This is a genomic window from Lentzea flaviverrucosa (assembly GCF_003350445.1).
Classification (GTDB): Bacteria; Actinomycetota; Actinomycetes; order Mycobacteriales; family Pseudonocardiaceae; genus Lentzea; species Lentzea californiensis.
Window position 1 is genome coordinate 70146 of record NZ_QQAU01000005.1, and the last position, 17786, is coordinate 87931.

General features: G+C 65.9%; 17 protein-coding genes. 11 read left to right on the plus strand and 6 right to left on the minus strand.

Annotated features, from left to right (window positions below):
* Position 1: 1 nt before the first annotated feature.
* Positions 2-523, minus strand: coding sequence for a hypothetical protein (locus tag DFR72_RS17005; RefSeq protein WP_090066248.1), 522 nt, complete (start codon positions 521-523; stop codon positions 2-4).
* 187 nt (positions 524-710) lie between these two features.
* On the opposite strand from DFR72_RS17005, the gene DFR72_RS17010 reads away from it, so the two are divergent.
* The 4 genes from DFR72_RS17010 (at position 711) to DFR72_RS44990 (ending at position 6698) form a co-directional block, all read left to right on the plus strand.
* On the plus strand, positions 711-1631 hold the full coding sequence (locus DFR72_RS17010) for a helix-turn-helix domain-containing protein (RefSeq protein WP_090066247.1): 921 nt from the start codon (positions 711-713) through the stop codon (positions 1629-1631).
* A gap of 69 nt (positions 1632-1700) precedes the next feature.
* Positions 1701-2027 carry a hypothetical protein gene (locus tag DFR72_RS17015; RefSeq protein WP_143086727.1) on the plus strand — a complete coding sequence of 109 codons (327 nt, stop codon included), beginning with the start codon at positions 1701-1703 and terminating at the stop codon, positions 2025-2027.
* A 1447-nt stretch (positions 2028-3474) separates the two neighbouring features.
* Entirely contained in the window at positions 3475-4116 is a 642-nt protein-coding gene (locus tag DFR72_RS44985) for a hypothetical protein (RefSeq protein ID WP_143086726.1), read from the plus strand.
* Positions 4117-4151: 35 nt separating this feature from the next.
* Positions 4152-6698 (plus strand): nucleoside triphosphate pyrophosphohydrolase, encoded by a 2547-nt coding sequence (locus tag DFR72_RS44990; protein ID WP_143086725.1) that lies wholly within the window; start codon positions 4152-4154, stop codon positions 6696-6698.
* 125 nt (positions 6699-6823) lie between these two features.
* Here the strand turns inward: DFR72_RS44990 and DFR72_RS17020 are convergent, their stop codons facing one another.
* Together DFR72_RS17020 and DFR72_RS17025 are read right to left on the minus strand one after the other, a co-directional pair.
* Entirely contained in the window at positions 6824-8038 is a 1215-nt protein-coding gene (locus DFR72_RS17020; RefSeq protein WP_090066245.1) for an acyl-CoA dehydrogenase family protein, read from the minus strand.
* A 10-nt stretch (positions 8039-8048) separates the two neighbouring features.
* Positions 8049-8678 carry an SCP2 sterol-binding domain-containing protein gene (locus DFR72_RS17025; RefSeq protein ID WP_090066244.1) on the minus strand — a complete coding sequence of 210 codons (630 nt, stop codon included), beginning with the start codon at positions 8676-8678 and terminating at the stop codon, positions 8049-8051.
* A 103-nt stretch (positions 8679-8781) separates the two neighbouring features.
* On the opposite strand from DFR72_RS17025, the gene DFR72_RS17030 reads away from it, so the two are divergent.
* A complete protein-coding gene (locus DFR72_RS17030; protein ID WP_090066358.1) occupies positions 8782-9417 on the plus strand; it encodes a TetR/AcrR family transcriptional regulator in 636 nt (211 codons plus the stop codon).
* Here the strand turns inward: DFR72_RS17030 and DFR72_RS17035 are convergent.
* Both DFR72_RS17035 and DFR72_RS17040 read right to left on the minus strand, forming a co-directional pair.
* The gene (locus DFR72_RS17035; protein ID WP_090066243.1) at positions 9406-10167 is read right to left on the minus strand and encodes a MaoC family dehydratase; all 762 of its coding nucleotides are present in this window, start codon (positions 10165-10167) and stop codon (positions 9406-9408) included. The two genes, DFR72_RS17030 and DFR72_RS17035, sit on opposite strands and share 12 nt — an antisense overlap.
* Positions 10167-11402, minus strand: coding sequence for a 3-oxoacyl-ACP reductase (locus DFR72_RS17040; RefSeq protein ID WP_090066242.1), 1236 nt, complete (start codon positions 11400-11402; stop codon positions 10167-10169). Before DFR72_RS17040 ends, DFR72_RS17035 begins: the two co-directional genes overlap by 1 nt.
* A gap of 53 nt (positions 11403-11455) precedes the next feature.
* Here DFR72_RS17040 and DFR72_RS17045 point away from each other — a divergent pair, with 53 nt between their 5' ends.
* Positions 11456-12661, plus strand: a complete 1206-nt coding sequence (locus tag DFR72_RS17045; RefSeq protein WP_090066241.1) for an acetyl-CoA C-acetyltransferase — start codon at positions 11456-11458, stop codon at positions 12659-12661.
* Positions 12662-12740: 79 nt separating this feature from the next.
* The gene (locus DFR72_RS17050; protein WP_114773695.1) at positions 12741-13001 is read left to right on the plus strand and encodes a hypothetical protein; all 261 of its coding nucleotides are present in this window, start codon (positions 12741-12743) and stop codon (positions 12999-13001) included.
* Here the strand turns inward: DFR72_RS17050 and DFR72_RS17055 are convergent.
* On the minus strand, positions 12998-13612 hold the full coding sequence (locus tag DFR72_RS17055; protein WP_090066357.1) for an SIMPL domain-containing protein: 615 nt from the start codon (positions 13610-13612) through the stop codon (positions 12998-13000). The genes DFR72_RS17050 and DFR72_RS17055 overlap by 4 nt on opposite strands.
* A 154-nt stretch (positions 13613-13766) precedes the next feature.
* Between DFR72_RS17055 and DFR72_RS17060 the strand changes: the two genes are divergently transcribed.
* The 4 genes from DFR72_RS17060 (at position 13767) to DFR72_RS17070 (ending at position 17772) form a co-directional block, all read left to right on the plus strand.
* Complete coding sequence (locus tag DFR72_RS17060) at positions 13767-14960, plus strand: ATP-binding protein (protein WP_090066239.1); 1194 nt, start codon at positions 13767-13769, stop codon at positions 14958-14960.
* Positions 14961-15119: 159 nt separating this feature from the next.
* Positions 15120-15266: a hypothetical protein gene (locus DFR72_RS45570; protein WP_169746017.1), complete on the plus strand. Its 147-nt coding sequence runs from the start codon at positions 15120-15122 to the stop codon at positions 15264-15266.
* Between the two features lie 231 nt (positions 15267-15497).
* Positions 15498-16349, plus strand: a complete 852-nt coding sequence (locus DFR72_RS17065) for an NAD(P)-dependent oxidoreductase (protein ID WP_211335447.1) — start codon at positions 15498-15500, stop codon at positions 16347-16349.
* 52 nt (positions 16350-16401) lie between these two features.
* On the plus strand, positions 16402-17772 hold the full coding sequence (locus DFR72_RS17070; RefSeq protein WP_245983077.1) for a S28 family serine protease: 1371 nt from the start codon (positions 16402-16404) through the stop codon (positions 17770-17772).
* Positions 17773-17786 lie beyond the last annotated feature (14 nt).

The following is a 17786-nucleotide window of genomic DNA, read 5'->3' on the forward strand; positions in this document are numbered from 1 at the left end:
TCTACTGCTGAACGGTGGCCCTGACGGCTTCCAGTCGCAGGCCTGCACCCGTGGTGCCGACGACGTTGAGCTCGCCCGCGGGCTTGCAGCTCTCGCCCGTCCACCCGACGTCCTGCACGTGGCCCTCGACGCACAGGCTCCGTGCGCCGTTGCTGAACGAGAGAGCCTCGATCCTCCGGTTCTTGCCGGTCGTGCCGACCTCGGCGGACAGGCCGTCCGGCAAGCAGACCTGGTCGCGCCAGCCTTCGTCCTGGACGTGTGCCCGGACGCAGGTCAAGCCGCCCGTGTTGTAGGCGGTGACACGGATCGCCTCGAGTCTGAAGTTGAGGCCGGTCGAACCCGCGAAGGCCCAGTCACCGTCGTTGTCGCAGTTCAAGGGCTGCCAGCCGACGTCCTGGACGTGGCCGCTGAAGCAGATCACCGGAGCCGGCGCCGCCTCCGCGGCACTCGCCGGTGCGCCCAGGGCGCCGAGCAGAGCTGCGCCACCGATGGCGACTTTCAGTGCACGCGAAAACCCGCGCATGTGTTCCCCCAGAGAACGATCAGGTCGGCGCGCACCGAACAGACCTTCGACGAAGGTCGTGAATCGATGTTTGCCCCCAGGCGATACCGACGCGGCCTACGGTTTCACAGCTCACGCGACTCCGTCACTAACCCGTTCGGTCTAACAGGTTGACTCTCCAGCAACTGGAGACTGCAGAGTTGTCCCCGTGACGCGCTACCAGATCGGCGAGCTCGCCAGGATGACCGGACTCACCGTCCGCACCATCAGGTTCTACTCCGACTCGGGCCTCATCCCGCCCACGGACAGGACCACCGGCGGCTACCGCACCTACGACACCGACGCGCTGGCGAGGCTGAAACTCGTCCGCACGCTCAGGGACCTGGGCGTCGACCTGCCGACCGCGGGCCGCGTGCTGGCCCGTGAGGTGTCGGTGACCGACGTGGCGCGTGCACACGCAGACGCGATCGACGCGCAGATGAAGACGTTGCGGTTGCGCCGCGCCGTCCTGCGCGCCGTCGCCAAGGGAGGGGAGATGGAACTGATGAACGAGTTGGCACGCATGTCGGACGAGGAGCGCCAGCGCATCCTCGACGACTTCTTCGAGGAGGTGTTCGGGCCCTACGAGCTGGATCCGCAGTTCGAGCAGCACATGCGATCCGTGCGGATCGAGCTGCCGGACGACCCGTCGACCGAGCAGCTGGAGGCGTGGGTCGAGCTCGCGAAGCTCGTGCAGGACCCGGACTTCCGCGCGACGGTCAAGCGGATGTCCCAGCAGCACGAGGAACAGCGCCGGGCCGGGGCGGACATGAGCCCGCCAGGGGACGGTCAGATGGAGGCGTTCAACTTCGCGATCGCCCAGGCGCGTGAGGCTCTCGACGCGGGCATCACGCCGGAGTCCGCAGAGGCCCGCGAGGTCGTGGAGCGCGTGAACGCCAACTGGGCGGAGGCATTGGGCCTGCCGAACGACGACAGCCTCGTCGAACGGCTGCGCGAGCTCTCCGACTTCGCGGACCCGCGTGCCGAGCGGTACTGGGTCCTGATCGCGAGGATCAACGGCTGGCCCGCCATGCCGGACCACTCGCGCGAGCGCGCCTGGCTGCGCGAAGCCGGCCAGCCGTTCGGCTAGACCTCTGAGATCCTGCGGGAACCAGCTGGGCGCCCAGCTCGTTTCCGTGGCAACGAAGGGGGAAACGTCATGTCTGCTCTGTTCGAAATTCTCGGGGGCGTGCTCGGCGAGGCGTTCGGCCCGTCCGGCGACGACCACACGCGCGGCGACGGCGACGTCTTCCTGGACGGTGAATGGCAGGAGGGCGAGCTGTTCTTCGGCCCCACCAAGATCATCTGGGACGAGCGGATCGTCTTCAGCAACGACGAGGGCCGTGTCGAGCAGATCGTCGACCAGGACCCGCCGCACCCGAACTTCGTGGTGCTGCACTTCCGCCGCCCGCAGGACACGGTGCTGCTGGCCGTCCACAGCCGCGAGCTCAAGCGCGTGGGCGCGGTCCTGACGCTGCCGCTCTGACGGCTCTCCTCGATCCTGCGGGCGGATCCCAGCGAACCCGACGTTGAACCCGGCCCAAATGCGAACGCGATGGCTGCCAGCACGTCGCCCACGTCGGCAGCAACGCCACGCCATAGCCGCCCCGACACGACGATGATCACGCGGACGCAACGGCGGCCCATCACTTCAGCCCCTTCACGACACCACCCCGCAACGCATGCACGAGACGTCAGGCGAATGCAGCCCCTCCCGACCAACGCGGCGCTGACCCGCGGTCACCTACACGTCCTCCGGCAGGTAGCTCGCCGAGTCGCTTTTGGACTCTACGTGCAGACACGACGGACACTGCTCGCGGCTCAGGCAAGGGGCTGCGGCGGCTATCAGTAACACGTTCAAGAACGCCACGATCCCCATAACGCCGACCTACCGGAGTTGATCAGCGCAGCGGAACACGGTGTTAGTCAAAGCGACCGCTTCGTTACGTCCGCGACACCTGGTGTGACTGAAGGTGGATCACACATCCCAGCAGTCTGGGACATTGCATGCAGCAGCGCGGCCTTCGCAAGGGCATCGACGAAGCAGCGGTTGGAGACGTTAAACGGAGCAGCAGGGGCGAGAGACGCGTGGACACGGCGTGAAGCCCAGCCCGTCGACGCAGAGCCAGGTGACGCGCGGTCCTGTCCAAGGCGACGTCGACTTGTCTGCCTGCACGCCTCTGAGCGGCGAAGGCTTGACCGCAGCTAGATCCTGCGATGTTCGTGGCGCGTATATAGCTGCCGTCACCGCTGCATGGTCGTAAGCTGACGGCTCTCACCCTAGATGGAAGGGGGACGTGTGCAGTCTTGTCACTTCTGCGAGCAGTCGGAACCTGCCTACAACCCGTCACGCCTGGTAGACACACCGCTCACCCAGACCGACTCGTTCGTGAGTTGGGCATCCTTGGGTGCCTTGGTAGAAGGCTGGGTCTTGGCGTTGCCACGTCGTCACCATCTCAACTTGGGTGAATTGGGCAGTGATGAGGTGCGAAATTTTGAAGAATTTTGCGCAGACCTCAGCCGTAGCGTTTCGAGTGTGTACAAGTCGCCAGTGTACGAGTTTGAACATGGTGCGACTTTTCGTGGCTCCGCAGTCGGCTGTTCAATCGACCACGCTCATCTTCATTTGGTCCCGGTTTCCCTAGATTTGCGCCGGCTCGCTGTCGAGCGCGCTCCAAGCTTGCTCTGGGAGTCAGTGGACTCTGTTGCGGAAGCGCGAATGAAGTGCGCTCCCGGTGAGTCGTATCTTTACCTGCGTGAACCAGGTGGTCAGCGCTACGCTGCGCATGGCAAGAATATTCCCAGTCAGTTCTTTAGGCAGCTGATTGCTCAGGAGCTTGATCTCGGCGAACCTTTCTGGCGTCGCGACAGCAGGCTGACCACCTCAAATAATACTGTTTTGCGACTACTTGAGGCGACAGGGAGAGCACACAGTGGCTTCGTCTCTCTCGGAACCTGATCCAGGTGAAACGTCGGATGCGCAACCTGAGGCACCTACTGCCGAACATGGCTTTGCTCCTCAGGATCTGACGGATGGCCGTCAGCCAGGGCAATACTTAAGTAGATACCAGGACAAGATAGCTCGAAGGTCCATTGCCGTTGAGTCGATATATGTTGCAGTAATCCTGACTGCAGCGCCGATCGGAATGCTGATTGTCGTCACGCGAAGCCTCACCTTAGGTCTCGACGAGGCCGTCTTCAAGACGATCGCCCATTATGCGTACGCTTGGCTGGGAGGCATGCTCGGTGGATGCCTCTTTTCAGTGAAATGGCTGTATCACTCTGTTGCCCACGGCACCTGGCATCAAGACAGGCGATTGTGGAGACTTTTTACTCCGCATCTTTCTGCGGGACTCGCATTCGCGGTCGTATTGCTCATAGAAAGTGGCCTTCTGGCAGTACTCAACGCTGCCTTCTTTAAGGACGGCCGCACTGTTGTTGGCCTGGCTTTCCTGGTCGGCTATTTTTCTGACTCCGTCGTCGCCAAGCTCGCTGAACTAGCCCGCAACCTTTTCGGCGACTCAAGAGGAGTGGCGAAAAAAGAAGGTGACGAGCAGCGGCAAAATGGTTCGTGAGGCGATATTTACGAGAGTGGGGTCGAAGGCGAGCCATGAAAAATGACCCAAGTGCTGGTATGTATAAGTACTCTTTGGACTCCCAGGCGCAAGAAGTAAATTCGGAAGACTACGGGCAGAAAGCAGCTGGCCTGTCCGTGATGCCAGCTCTCTGGCGTCCTCCAAGTATATTTCTGCACAGATCACTTCATGAAGATTTCTCTTCGATCGCCTCGCGAAATCTCCTCGATCAGGCTGTTGATCTGTTGGTCGAATGCCTGCCTGACCAGCTTGTATTCAAGTTTTCTGAGGATCTTCGTGGAGCGTGTGAGCGCAGGGGGATTCGGTATAGGGGGAGGTTTCTGCTTCGGACGAGTGGTCCCGATGAAGGCATCGATATGCGGGGCTTGCTGACCTCGATTGAATGTGCGGATGATCCAGCGAGTGTGCGCGCGACCTTGATTAAAATTTGGGAGGAGGCGACGCGATCTGGTGAGCACCGTGCGATCGCGGTCGTTATTCAACCAATGCTGGTAGCGTCAGCGGAAGGTCATCTCTCAAATGAGCGTCGAGTGGCGAGAAGGAATGATATCTGGCTGTGTGAGGCAAATGTAAAAGGTCGCCAGCTGCTAGAGCGTTTTACGCCGAAACCGGGCGTGGCCGACGATCAGATGCCACTCGTGGCTCCTGATGAGTCGCTGCTCTTTGAAAATCTGTGGCGCGTTGCGCGATACTACTCACAGGCGAGTCGAAGGCTCCACCTCGAATGGATCTGGGCAGATGAGATCCTGTTCTTGGTTCAGCTCGACCCAGAAGTCGCCATCGAAGGAGCTGCTCCGGCGAGTGCCTGGGCTTCGAGCCCGCCTCTTGCGGCTTCTTCCAGGTTTGAAGTGGTCGGACTGGCAAGCGATGCAGAGCCCACCTCGCAAAAGTTGCTTGTTCAGCGGGAGTACGCAGAACTTGGACTCCCTACGGCGACACTCTATGTCATACACGGTTCGGATCTTGTTTCTTCGAAGACAAACGATACTGGATTCCTCGAATTATTGAGGCGCGACCTTGGGATCATGGTAAAGGGTGGCGTGGTTGCTCGCACAGACATTGATGGCGACGCGCAATTCATGCTGCCACGCACCAGCACGGTCTTGTCGGTTGAAGTGCTCGAGGGATTTTTTTCGGACGTTGTCGAACGCATGGAGTCCGAAAGGGTGGACCCCGCGTCATGGCGGGTTCTTCTTCATCGCTTCATTCCTGCTCAGGCGTGCGCGTGGGCTTATGCGGACCCGACTACAGATCGAGTTCGAATAGACTCGACATGGGGAGTTCCTGAAGGTCTTGCCTGGGGAAGTCATGACTCGTTCGAAGTGCAGTCTTCAACAGGAGAGGTAGCTAAGAGAAGTATTCGATACAAGGAGGGCTACCTGGATGTCGGGCCTGACGGCGATTGGTTTCCGAAGCGTGCAGGTGCGCCTTGGGACTGGAAGTCATCTGCCACTGACGCGCAACTCGCGAGGATCGCTCATGGTACCTTCGCTCTGGCGGTGAGAGAGAACTGTCCGACGCACGCAATGTGGTTCTTGGGTATCCGCCCCAACAGCGGTCACCCTGATTGCCTTCCTTGGTTCCATCACACTAATGATCTGAATATGGAGCTGACTCCCAGTATAGACGGGCGCGTCATCGAAAATGTTGTCCGCAGCCGAGAAGAATTGCGTCGCGTGGAGTTGCTGGCAAACCATGGGGAGATAGAACCAGGGTGTTGCATCGAGGTTATCCCGAATTCTGACCTGATTCGCGACAAAGGCTTCGTCTCGTTGCTCGCCAGTGTTGCACAACGATTCGGGCTTATTGTGGTGCTGAATGGAAGCCCGCTCTCGCATCCGTACTACATACTTCGTAGAGCCGGGGTCAACGTCACTTGCCGGGATTTGATGTCAGACGACCCGGGACGCGTGTTGCGTTTCGGGAAGCTCGTCCGTGATCAGATACCGGAGATAATCGAGTCGCGCGGGGAGGATGTAGAAACGCGTGAGGCGCCACCGGAATTTGCGCTAGACCTGTTAAAACAAAAGCTGATAGAAGAGGCCTTGGAAGTGCGGTCCGCGAGAGGGCTGCCCTCTCTTGTTGGAGAGATGGCTGATGTGCTGGAGGTGTTGTATGGGATGTGCTCGACTTTGGGTACAGACTTGGAAAATGTAATCTCGGTAGCTGCGGCCAAGCGTGCCAGACGAGGTGGTTTTGAGAAGGGTATTTTTCTTGTCAGTACTCAGGATCGCCCCGTTGTGGGCCGTTCGCGGTTGGGTGAGGAAAACAGGAAGACGTCCTCTGGTCCAAGAATCGAGCAGAGTTCTCTATTTCCTGAGTATGGTGACGCAGGTCAGTTCGAGGGCAATCTTCCCGTCCTCAGGTCGAACCGGGTTGTTGAGGTGCCAATAGTGCCGCCGGTGCGGCTGAGTAGACTTTCTCCAATTTACGAATTTCGAATCGACGGTATTTCGTCGACTATCGCAGTTTCGTACGGAGAGAAGTCGATCAAGATCGCGTTCTTGGGTGAGATTGAATCGCCCCCCGTGGAGCAGCTCAGGTTAGACCTTGATGAATGAACCTGTGGGACACCTCAGGATTTCCGATGCGGCAGGAGGAGTGGGTCTTCGCGCCAATGTGAGGTGTGTTGCCGTGGTCGAGGCGTTACGTGGGAAGCGGGCGACACGGAGGCGCCCGTCACCAGCTATCTGATCTGCATCCCGGAGATCGCCCGCGACACGACCAACCGCTGGATCTCCGAGGTCCCCTCGAAGATGGTGAAGATCTTCGAGTCCCGGTGCATCCGCTCGACGGGGTGCTCGCGGGTGTACCCGGCCCCACCGAGGATGTGGATCGCCCGCTCGGTCGCCCACACCGACACCTCGGACGCCTTGAGCTTGGACATCGACCCCTCGCCCGCGGTGAACGGCACGTTGTTGCGGCCCATCCAGGCCGCGCGCCACACGAGCAGCCGGGCGGCGTCGATCTCCATCCGCATGTTCGCGAGGTCGAACGCGATCGACTGGTTCTCGATGATCTTGCGCCCGAACGCCTCGCGGTCCTTCGCGTAGTCGAGGGAGTACTCGTAGGCGGCGCGGGCGACGCCCACGGCCATGGCGCCCACGGTCGGGCGCGTGGTCTCGAAGGTGGCCATCGCTGCCTGGCCGCCGGACTTCTGGCCTTCGCGGGCGCGGGCGAGGCGTGCTTCGACGCGTTCGCGGCCGCCGAGGACGCAGCGGCCGGGTACGCGGACGTCGTCGAAGAACACGTCGGCCGTGTGGGAGGCGCGCATGCCGTGCTTCTTGATCTTGCCGGGGGACGACAGGCCCGGGGTGCCCGGCGGGATGATGAAACCGGCCTGGCCGCGGGAGCCCAGCGACGGGTCCAGCACGGCGGTCACGACGTGGACGTTCGCGATGCCGCCGTTGGTGGCCCAGGCCTTCTGGCCGTTGATCACCCACTCGTCGGTGGCCTCGTCGTAACGCGCGCGAGTCCGGTAGCCGGCCACGTCGGAGCCCGCCTGGGGTTCGGAGGCGCAGAACGCGGCCAGCTTCGGGTCGCTCTCGTCGCCGAAGCACTCCGGCACCCACTCGGCCAGCTGTTCCGGCTCACCGGACGCGAAGATCCCCGCCACGGCGAGGCCGGTGCCCATCAGGGCCAGCGCGATTCCGGCGTCGCCCCAGAAGAGTTCCTCGGTCGCGATGGGCAGCGAGAGGCCGATCGGGTCGGCGAACCAGGTCGCGAGGGCCTCGAAACCGTAGAGGCCGATCTTCGCCGCCTCCTGGATCACCGGCCACGGCGTCTCCTCGCGCTCGTCCCACTCGGAGGCCGCCGGCCTGATCACGTCACGAGCGAAGCCGTGCACCCAGTCGCGCAGGTCGGTCTGGTCTTCGTTCAGCTCGAGCGAGAAGCCACCCACAAGAAGTCTCCTAAGCCTTCGGGATGTTGAACAGGCTCATGAACCCGGCCGCGAACCCCAGGTCGCCCTTGACCTTCAGCTTGCCCGTCATGAACAGCACGGGCGCGGAGGCGTTGCCGGTCGCGAGCTTCAGGAAGTCGGCGGGCGTCAGCGTCACGATGGCACGGGCCTCGCGCGTCACGCCCTTGTTGATGGTGCACTCGGCGTTCTCGATGATGGCCTCGTAGACGTCTTCCAGCACGTGGAAGTGCACGACGGCCTTGGTCGCACCGGCCCGGTCCGAGCGGAAGTGGACCTCCATGCGGCGGAACACCTCGTCCAGCACGCGCACGCGCAGCGCGGGATCGGCGACGACGGCCTCGATCTGGTCCTTCGAGGCGCGCGAGATGATGCGGGCGAAGTTGGACGGGTCCATCTTCGACAGGTCGAGGTCGGCGCCGCCGTCGGCCAGCGCGCCCAGGGCGTTCAGCAACGCCGCGAAGTCGTCCTTGCCGAGCTTCTTGGGGTCGATGCCGCGGGCGATGACGTCGATGTCCACCTCGGCCAGCGCCGGGTCGTCCGGCGAGATCTGCTGCAACGTGCTGATCAGCTCGGCCGGGCTGAGCTTCGCGATCGCCTCGGTGCTGAGGTCGAGCGTCATGGACAAACACCTCCTGGTACCTACTCGCGAGTAAGACTACTGGTGAGTAGATAGGGCGGCAAGCCGATCCGATAATCTTGCCGCTTCGAACCGAGGGGTGAAGATGCGCACAGAAGGTCGAGCCAAGCGCTTGCCACGCGCCGTGCGTGAGCGGCAGATCATGGATGCCGCCGTCGACGTATTCTCGCGGCTCGGCTTCCACTCGGCTTCCATGGACGAGATCTCCGAGGTCGCGGGCATTTCCAAGCCGATGCTCTACGCCTACCTCGGCTCGAAGGAGGAGCTGTTCGCGACGTGCATCCGGCGCGAGGCCACCCGCATGATGGAGGCCATCGCGACGGGCGTCGAGCCCGACCAGGAACCGGACGTGCAGCTGTGGAGCGGCCTGCGGGCGTTCTTCGGGTTCGTCGGCGAGAACCGGGCGAGCTGGATGGTGCTGCACCGGCAGGCGTCCAGTCAGGGTGGGCCGTTCGCGGTCGAGCTCATGGACATGCGCGCCCGTGCGGTGTCACTTGTCGCGGCGCTGCTCACCCAGTCCACGAAGGCGCCGGCGACCAAGCTGGAGGCGGAGTCGCTGGCCGCCGCGCTGGTCGGGGCCGGTGAGTCGCTCGCGGACTGGTGGCTCGACCACCCCGAGGAACCCGCCGGCGTCGTCGCTGCCCGCCTCATGAACCTCGTCTGGATGGGCTTCGGCGACCTGGTCGACGGCAACGTGTGGCATCCGCCGTCACGTCGTTGAGCCGACCAGGTGGGGCCCCTTGCCCCACACGGCGAACTCCCAGCCGTCAGCATCCTCGGTGGCCGAGAACTCGACGCGACCGGGGATGAGCAGTGGCTTCTTGAACCGGACGTCCACCGTCACGGCCTCGGGAAGCCGCCCCTCCAGCGCGGCCACACAACGGGCCTTCGTCCACATCCCGTGGGCGATCGCGCGCGGGAACCCGAACAGCTTGGCGCTCAACGGGTGCAGGTGGATCGGGTTGCGGTCGCCCGACGCCGCGCCGTAGCGCCGTCCGACGTCGGCGGGCACCCGCCACACGGCGGACCCGACCGGCCGCCGCAGTTCGTCGCTCTGTCCCGACGAGCCGCCGGTGCGTCGCAGGTAGGTCGAAACTCCCTGCCAGACACCGGAAACCGACGTCACCACGTCGACCTGGGTGCCCTGCGGGTGGGGCCGCAGATCGCGCGCGGACACCGTGATCTCCAAGGGCTCGTCCAACGTCAGCGGACGCGACTGCGTGATCCGGTTCGCGACGTGCACGAGGCCTGGCAACGGGAAGGGGAACCCGGCGCCGGACATCAGCCTCATCTGCAACGGAAAGCCCAGCACGTGCGGGTAGGTCAACGGCAACGCGTCGCGCAACCCGAACCCGCACACCGCGTTGTACGCCGCCAGGTGCTTCAGCGACACGTCGACCGTGGCCGAAACCGGTTGGGCGGCAAGCGTTTCCCCGCGCCGGAACGACGTCAGGGCGGCACGCAGCAGCATCAGGCCCCCAGGAGCATCTGGCCGCACACCCGCACGACGTTCCCGTTGACGCCACCGGATCCCGGCGACGCGAACCACGCCACGGTCTCCGCGACGTCGGCGGGCAGCCCGCCCTGCGACAGGCTGTTCATCCGCCGTCCGACCTCACGCGTCGCGAACGGCACCGCCGCGGTCATCTTCGTCTCGATGAAACCGGGTGCGACGGCGTTGATCGTGGCCCCGCGAGCGGCCAGCACGGGCGCGAGCGTTCGCACCATCCCGATCACGCCGGCCTTGGACGTGGCGTAGTTGGTCTGGCCGACGTTGCCCGCGATGCCGGCGATCGACGACACCCCGACGATCCGCCCGCCGGTGCGCAGCACGTCGCCGTCCAGCAGCGCGTCGTTGATCCGCTCCTGGCAGGCGAGGTTGACCTCCAGCACCGAGTCCCACAGCGAGGAGTCCATGCGCGCCAACGTCTTGTCGCGCGTGATGCCCGCGTTGTGCACGACGACGTCGACGCCACCGTGCCGTTCCAGCAGGTACGAGGTCAGCCGCGCGGGATCGCCGGTGATGTCGAGCTGCAACGCCGACCCGCCGACGGCGTTCGCGACCTTCGACAGCTCGGCCCCGGCGGCGGGCACGTCGAGGCAGACCACGTGCGCGCCATCGCGTCCCAGAGCCGTGGCGATCGCCTCGCCGATGCCCCGCGAAGCACCCGTGACCAGCGCGACCTTGCCGTCCAGCGTGCCGGTCGGCGAGTTGCCGGACACCTGGACGACCTGCCCGGACACGTACGCGGACCGCCCCGACAGCAGGAACCGCAGCGTCGACTCGGCACCGTCCTCCGCGCCGTCGGCCACGTAGACCAGATTCGCCGTGCCTCCACGGCGCAGCTCCTTGCCGACCGATCGCACAAACCCCTCGATGGCCCGTTGTGCCACGGAGTCCGGCGACCGCCCGATGACGACCACCCGTCCGCACGGCCCGAGCTGCGTGATCGCGGGGTGGAAGAAGTCGTGCAGCTGCCGCAGGTCCGTGACGGACGCGATCTCCGACGCGTCGAACACCAGCGCGCCGTACGGGGCGGGGCCTGTTTCCAGCTGCTTCAGGAAGGGCAGTCGGGAAGCGCCGCCGACCAGCGCCGGTGTGGCGAGCGCGGCGTCGCGGCGGAGTGGATGGGGGTTCGGCAGGCCGAGCCTGCGCACGAGCTGGCGCCCCAGCCCCGACGTTGCGAACTTCTGGTACCTGTCCACGTCACACAACCTACTCGCTAGTAAGTCTACCCGCTAGTAGGTAGTATGGCGGTATGCGAGTAGCGATCATCGGCGGCAACCGCATCCCGTTCGCCCGCTCGAACGGCCCGTACGCCACCGCGTCGAACCAGGACATGTTCACGGCGGTGCTGGACGGCCTGGTCAGCCGCTTCGGCCTGCAGGGCGAGCGGCTCGGCGAGGTGGTCGCGGGAGCGGTGCTCAAGCACTCGCGCGACTTCAACCTCGTCCGCGAGTCGGTGCTGGGCAGCAGGCTCAGCCCGGAGACCCCCGCGTACGACCTCCAGCAGGCGTGCGGCACCGGCCTGCAGGCGATCATCGCCGTGGCCAACAAGATCGCGCTCGGTCAGATCGAGGCGGGCATCGCGGGTGGCGTCGACACCACCAGCGACGCCCCTATCGGCGTGAACGAGAACTTCCGCAAGCTCCTGCTGGAGTTCAACCGCACCCGCAAGGTCAGCCTGCTGACGAAGCTGCGTCCCGGCCACGTCGTGCCGCACCTGCCGCGCAACGGCGAACCGCGCACCGGCATGTCGATGGGCGAGCACGCGGCCATCACGGCCGCGCGGTACGAGATCACGCGCGAGGACCAGGACGAACTGACCGCGCGCAGCCACCGCAACCTCGCCCGCGCCTACGACGAGGGCTTCTTCGACGACCTCGTCACCCCGTACCTCGGCCTGACCCGCGACCAGAACCTCCGCCCGGACAGCAGCGCCGAGAAGCTCGCGAAGCTCAAGCCCGTCTTCGGCGACACGATGACCGCCGGCAACTCGACCCCGCTCTCCGACGGCGCCTCCGCGGTCCTGCTCGCCACCGAGGAGTGGGCCGCCGAACGCAAGCTCCCGGTCCTCGCCTACCTGACGTTCGCCGAGACCGCCGCCGTCGACTACGTGCACGGCGATGAGGGCTTGCTCATGGCACCCGTGCACGCCGCACCGCGCATGCTCGACAAGGCGGGCCTCACGCTGCAGGACTTCGACTTCTACGAGGTGCACGAGGCGTTCGCGTCACAGGTGCTCGCCACGCTCAAGGCCTGGGAGAAGGAACTCGGCGAGGTCGACAGGTCCAAGCTGAACGTCAACGGCTCGTCGCTCGCGGCAGGCCACCCGTTCGCCGCCACCGGCGCCCGCATCGTGGCGACGCTGGCGAAGCTGTTGCACCAGCGGGGAAGTGGACGCGGTTTCGTGTCCATTTGCGCCGCCGGAGGTCAAGGGATCACGGCGATTCTGGAACGGTGACGCACTTAGGCTTGCCGAAGTCGACAGTCCCTCATGCACACTCACAGTGTCGCAGCGCTGCGACACTGGGGGTGGGGGAATGTGTGATCTGCAGGTCGATCCCGAGAAAGATCCGGTGCTGGCGCGCGCTCTCGTCGGCACGCTCCGCGACGAGTGGAGACCGGCCGCCGACGCGATGCGGTCGGCGCACGAGTGGGAGCGCCGCGCCTACATCACGCTGACGCTGGCAGCGGCGGCCAGGCGCCGGGTCGAGTGGCTCAAGAACTGGCTCAAGGCGCGTCCGGACGACCGCGATGCCGTTGCCGTGCACCACGCGATGGAGTCGCTCGACGGGAACTAGTCCAGCAGCGACCAGGCGGCCGTGCACGACGCCGACACGGTGATCTGCTGCGCCTTCAGGTTCAGCTGGTCGACCATCCCGGCGGGCCCGGCCATCTCGAACGACGCGGCGCCGCTCATCATGCGCGGCTGGTAGTGCGCGCCTCCCTCGGTGTCGCCGATCCGCAGCAACGGCCCGAGCCGCCGCCCCAACGCCGTCGCGTAGCCCTCGGCGCGTCGCAGCGCGTCCGCGACGGCTTCCCGTTGCGCCTCACGGATCGCCTCGGTGTCGTCGACGAGCGTCCACGACGGGCCGTTGATCCAGGACGGTTCCGCCTGCACGAGTTCGGCCAGCAGCGCGTCGAGGCGGTCCAGGTTCTTCACCCAGATCACGTACTGCTGGGACGCGCGGCTGCCGACGCGCTGGTTGTTGTCCCAGTTGTCGTGCACGGACAGCTGCCGCGACCGCACCTCGAACTCCTCGAGCAGCGGCTCGACGGCCGAAATGCGCTGGTTGAGCGTGCTCACCGCCTCGGAGCGCTCGGCGCCGAGAGCCTCGAACGTCACGTCCACCTGTGCGCGGTCGGCAGTGCGCTCGACCTCGCCCGTCCCCTTCGTCACGACTTCAGCCACGTGGGCCAGCCAACCGGCACGGTGGTTCATCCGCAACTATTGGTCTCTATTGCTCAATCACTAGATAAACGAATACAGCGGCATCCGGCCCCACTTCGAGGTTCGTCTGCGCGTCTCTAGAGGCGCCGCTAGAAACGCGGATACGGTGCGAGCCATGGACCCGGTGCGCAACCCGTTCGCTCCCGGTGCAGGCCAGCGGCCTCCTGAGCTCGCCGGCCGGGAGAAGGAGGTCGGCGCGTTCGAGGTGGTGCTCGAACGCGTGGCGCGCGGCCGTCCCGAACGCAGCCTCGTGCTGACGGGGCTGCGCGGCGTCGGCAAGACCGTGCTGCTCGGCGAGTTGCGGTCGATGGCCGTGAAGCGCGGCTGGGGCGCGGGCAAGGTCGAGGCCAGGCCCGACGCCGACCTCAGGAGGCCCCTGTCGGCGGCGCTGCACCGGGCGATCCGGGATCTCGCGGTCCGCCACCGCGCGCCGGACCGGGTCGAGGCGATCCTCGGCGTCCTGAAGGCGTTCGCGCTCAGGGCCGCTCCCGACGGCGCCAAGCTGCGCGACCGCTGGCAGCCCGGCATCGACGTGCCCGCGGCGTCCGGGCGGGCCGACTCCGGTGACATCGAGATCGACCTGGTCGAGCTGTTCACCGACGTCGCCGAGCTGGCGCAGGACGTCGGCACGGGCGTCGCGCTGCTCATCGACGAGATGCAGGACCTCAAGCCGGACGACATCAGCGCGTTGTGCGCGGCGTGCCACGAGCTGTCGCAGATCGGCGCGCCACTGGTGGTCGTCGGCGCCGGCCTGCCGCACCTGCCCGCGGTGCTGAGCGCGAGCAAGTCGTACTCGGAGCGACTCTTCCGCTACGTCCGCATCGACCGGCTCAGCCGCGAGGACGCCGACCGCGCCGTACTCGCCCCCGTCGAACGCGAGGACGCGGGGATCACCGACGAGGCGCTCGACGCGTTGTTCGACGCGTCCGGCGGCTACCCGTACTTCATCCAGGCGTACGGCAAGGCCGCCTGGGACGCCGCTCCGGCCGATCCGATCACCGCCACGGACGTCTCCGTGGCCGCTCCGGAGGCCGACGCGGAGCTGGCGGTGGGCTTCTTCGGCTCCCGATACGAGCGTGCAACACCCGCTGAACGCGAGTATCTCCGGTCAATGGCCGAGTTGACCGACGGAAAGGATGCGGGCGTCAACACCGCCCAGGTGGCCGACCACCTGGGTCGCAAGCCCTCGTCGCTGTCGCCCGCGCGGGACTCGCTCATCAAGAAAGGCCTGGTCTACAGCGCGGAACGGGGTCAGATCGCCTTCACCGTGCCGCACTTCGGACGGTTCCTGCTCGGCCGCGAGGAGTGACCTGGGGCACCCCGCCGTTGTCCGGCCGTTCACGTTGCCAGCCGATGATTCATCGGCATGTGCCCCAACTCACCGGACAATCGCGTGCTTTCACGCCTGTGTAGGTGCATACTTGGGTTACCAACCGAACAGACCTCACAGAGGGAAGTGCAGACCCAGATGAACTTCGCAGCGAAGCTCCGCGCCCGCCGTGCCGAGGCGCGTAACCGGAAGGCCGTGGCTCGCGCGATCGACATGGCGACCACCCCGTCCATGCGTCACGAGCTGATGGCCATCGCCCAGGCTCAGGTCACCACCCTCCGCTGACCAAGACCCGGCACTCGCGCGGCGCCCCGTCGCGAGTGCCTCCCCAAACGGGAACCCCTGGAGCACCTCCCGCGCTCCAGGGGTTTCATTCATTCTGTTAAACGTGATCCACGCCACAGTATGATGGCGTTGTAACAGCGCACGTCGGTCCGCCGATGTCACTGTTGACCTCGCGGTGCTGTCGGACCCCCGACCTGGCAGCACCGCGAGGTTTCTTGTTTGCTGGGGGCCATGGAGATCGCCGTGCTCGGCACCGGCCTCATGGGTGCCCCCATCGCAGCCAACCTCGCCGCGGCCGGACACACCGTCCGGGTCTGGAACCGCACGCGCGCCAAGGCCGAACCACTCGCCGCGAAGGGCGCCACCGTCGCCGACAGCCCCGCTGAGGCCGTCGAGGGTGCCGAGATCGTGCTGACGGTCCTGAACGACGGCGCCGCGGTCACCGCGGCCATGCAGGACGCCGCGCCCTCCCTGTCACACGACGCCGTGTGGATCCAGGCGTCCACCGTCGGCGTCTCGTACACCGAGGACCACATCGCCCTGGCGCGGTCGCTCGGCCTGGAGTTCGTCGACGCGCCCGTGCTCGGCAGCACGAAGCCCGCCGCCGAGGGCAAGCTCGTCGTGCTCGCGTCCGGTGCCGATGAACTGCGCGAGCGCGTGCAGCCCGTGTTCGACGTGATCGGTGCCCGCACGATGTGGGTCGGTGAGGCCGGGGCGTCGTCGAAGCTGAAGCTCGTCGCGAACAGTTGGGTGCTCGCGCTGACCGCCGCCGTCGGCGAGGCCGTGTCGCTCGCGGAGGCGTCCGGGATCGACCCGAAGCTCTTCCTCGATGCCGTGTCCGGTGGTGCGATGGACTGCGCGTACCTGCAGACGAAGGGCAACGCGATCATCGAGCGGTCCTTCCCGCCCGCGTTCACCGTGCAGAACGCGCTGAAGGACGCGTTGCTGGTGAACGAGGCCGCGGTGCGTGCCAACGTGCACCTCGACGTCGCGCAGGCGGCGAGCGCAAGGCTGAACCGCGCTGTCACCAAGGGACACGGCGACGAGGACATGGCCGCGTCTTACTACGCCAGCTACCGGTAAAGCCCGACGATCGGCCGGTCCGGCGGACGTGCGGGCTCAATAGTTTGGCCTGGTGAACAGACTCGCACGCTCCCTGCTGGCGTTCGGCCTGGCATCGGCGCAGGTCGTGGCCACCGCCGCAGTCGTGTCCGCCGCTCCCGACATCAAGGACCGCATCGCCGGCATCCCCGGCGTGCGGATCATCAGCGAAGGGACGTCCGGCACCGCGCGGACGTTCGTCCTCGGCATCCAGCAGCCCGCGGACCACCGCAAGCCGCGCGGCCTGAAGTTCGAGCAGCGCTTCTCGTTGCTGCACAAGGCGGAGTCGAAGCCGATGGTGCTGCACACCAGCGGCTACAACCTGTCCGGGACGATCAGCCCGTCCGAGCCCGCCCGGCTCGTCGACGGCAACCAGATCAGCGTCGAGCAGCGGTTCTTCACGCCGTCGCGGCCCGCTCCGGCCGACTGGGACGACCTGAACATCTGGCAGGCCGCCAGCGACCACCACCGGATCGTCGGCGCGTTCAAGAAGATCTACGGCGCGAAGTGGCTGTCGACGGGTGCCAGCAAGGGCGGCATGACGTCGATCTACCACCGCCGGTTCTTCCCGCGCGACGTCGACGCGACCATCGCGTACGTGGCGCCGAACGACGTGGTGAACGACCGCGACGTCTACGGCGAGTTCATCCGCGAGGTCGGCGACGACCCGGCGTGCAACCGCCGCCTGGAAGGCGTGCAGCGGCAGGTCCTGCAGCACCGCGACGAGTTCGTCTCGCGGCTGGAGGCCAGGGGCTACACGTACAAGCAGTTCGGCAGCGCGCACAAGGCGCTGGAGATCCTCGTGCTCGACACGCCGTTCACGTTCTGGCAGTACGGCACGCAGGCGCAGTGCGCGCTGGTCCCCGGTGCGGGTGCCTCGGTCGACGACCTCTGGAACTTCATCGACACGACCGTGGGCTGGGACTTCTACACCGACGCCGGCGTCGCGCCCTACACGGCGTACTACTACCAGGCGGGCACGCAGCTCGGCTGGCCGGAAGCGGACGAGACGGCCGTGCGCGACCTGCTGCGCCACCCCGGTTCCTCGGTGCCGCGCTCGATGGTCTCGCCGGACATCAGGTTCCCGCGGTTCGACCGCTCGGCGATGCGGGACGTGGACTCGTGGGTCCGCCACCAGGGTTCGCGGCTGCTGTTCGTGAACGGCCAGAACGACCCGTGGAGCGCGGAACCGTTCCGCCTCGGCCGGGGCACGCGCGACTCGCTGTCGTTCACGGTGCCCGGTGGCAACCACGGCGCGAACATCGCGAAGCTGCCCGAGCAGGAACGCGCCGCCGCGACGGCCGCCGTCCTGCGCTGGGCCGGCGTTTCGTCCGCTCCCGTTGCGGCACTTGCCGTCGACGAGGGCCCGGACTCGCTGGACGCGCTGCGGGCGCGCCGGGGCTGAGGCACGCTGGAGGC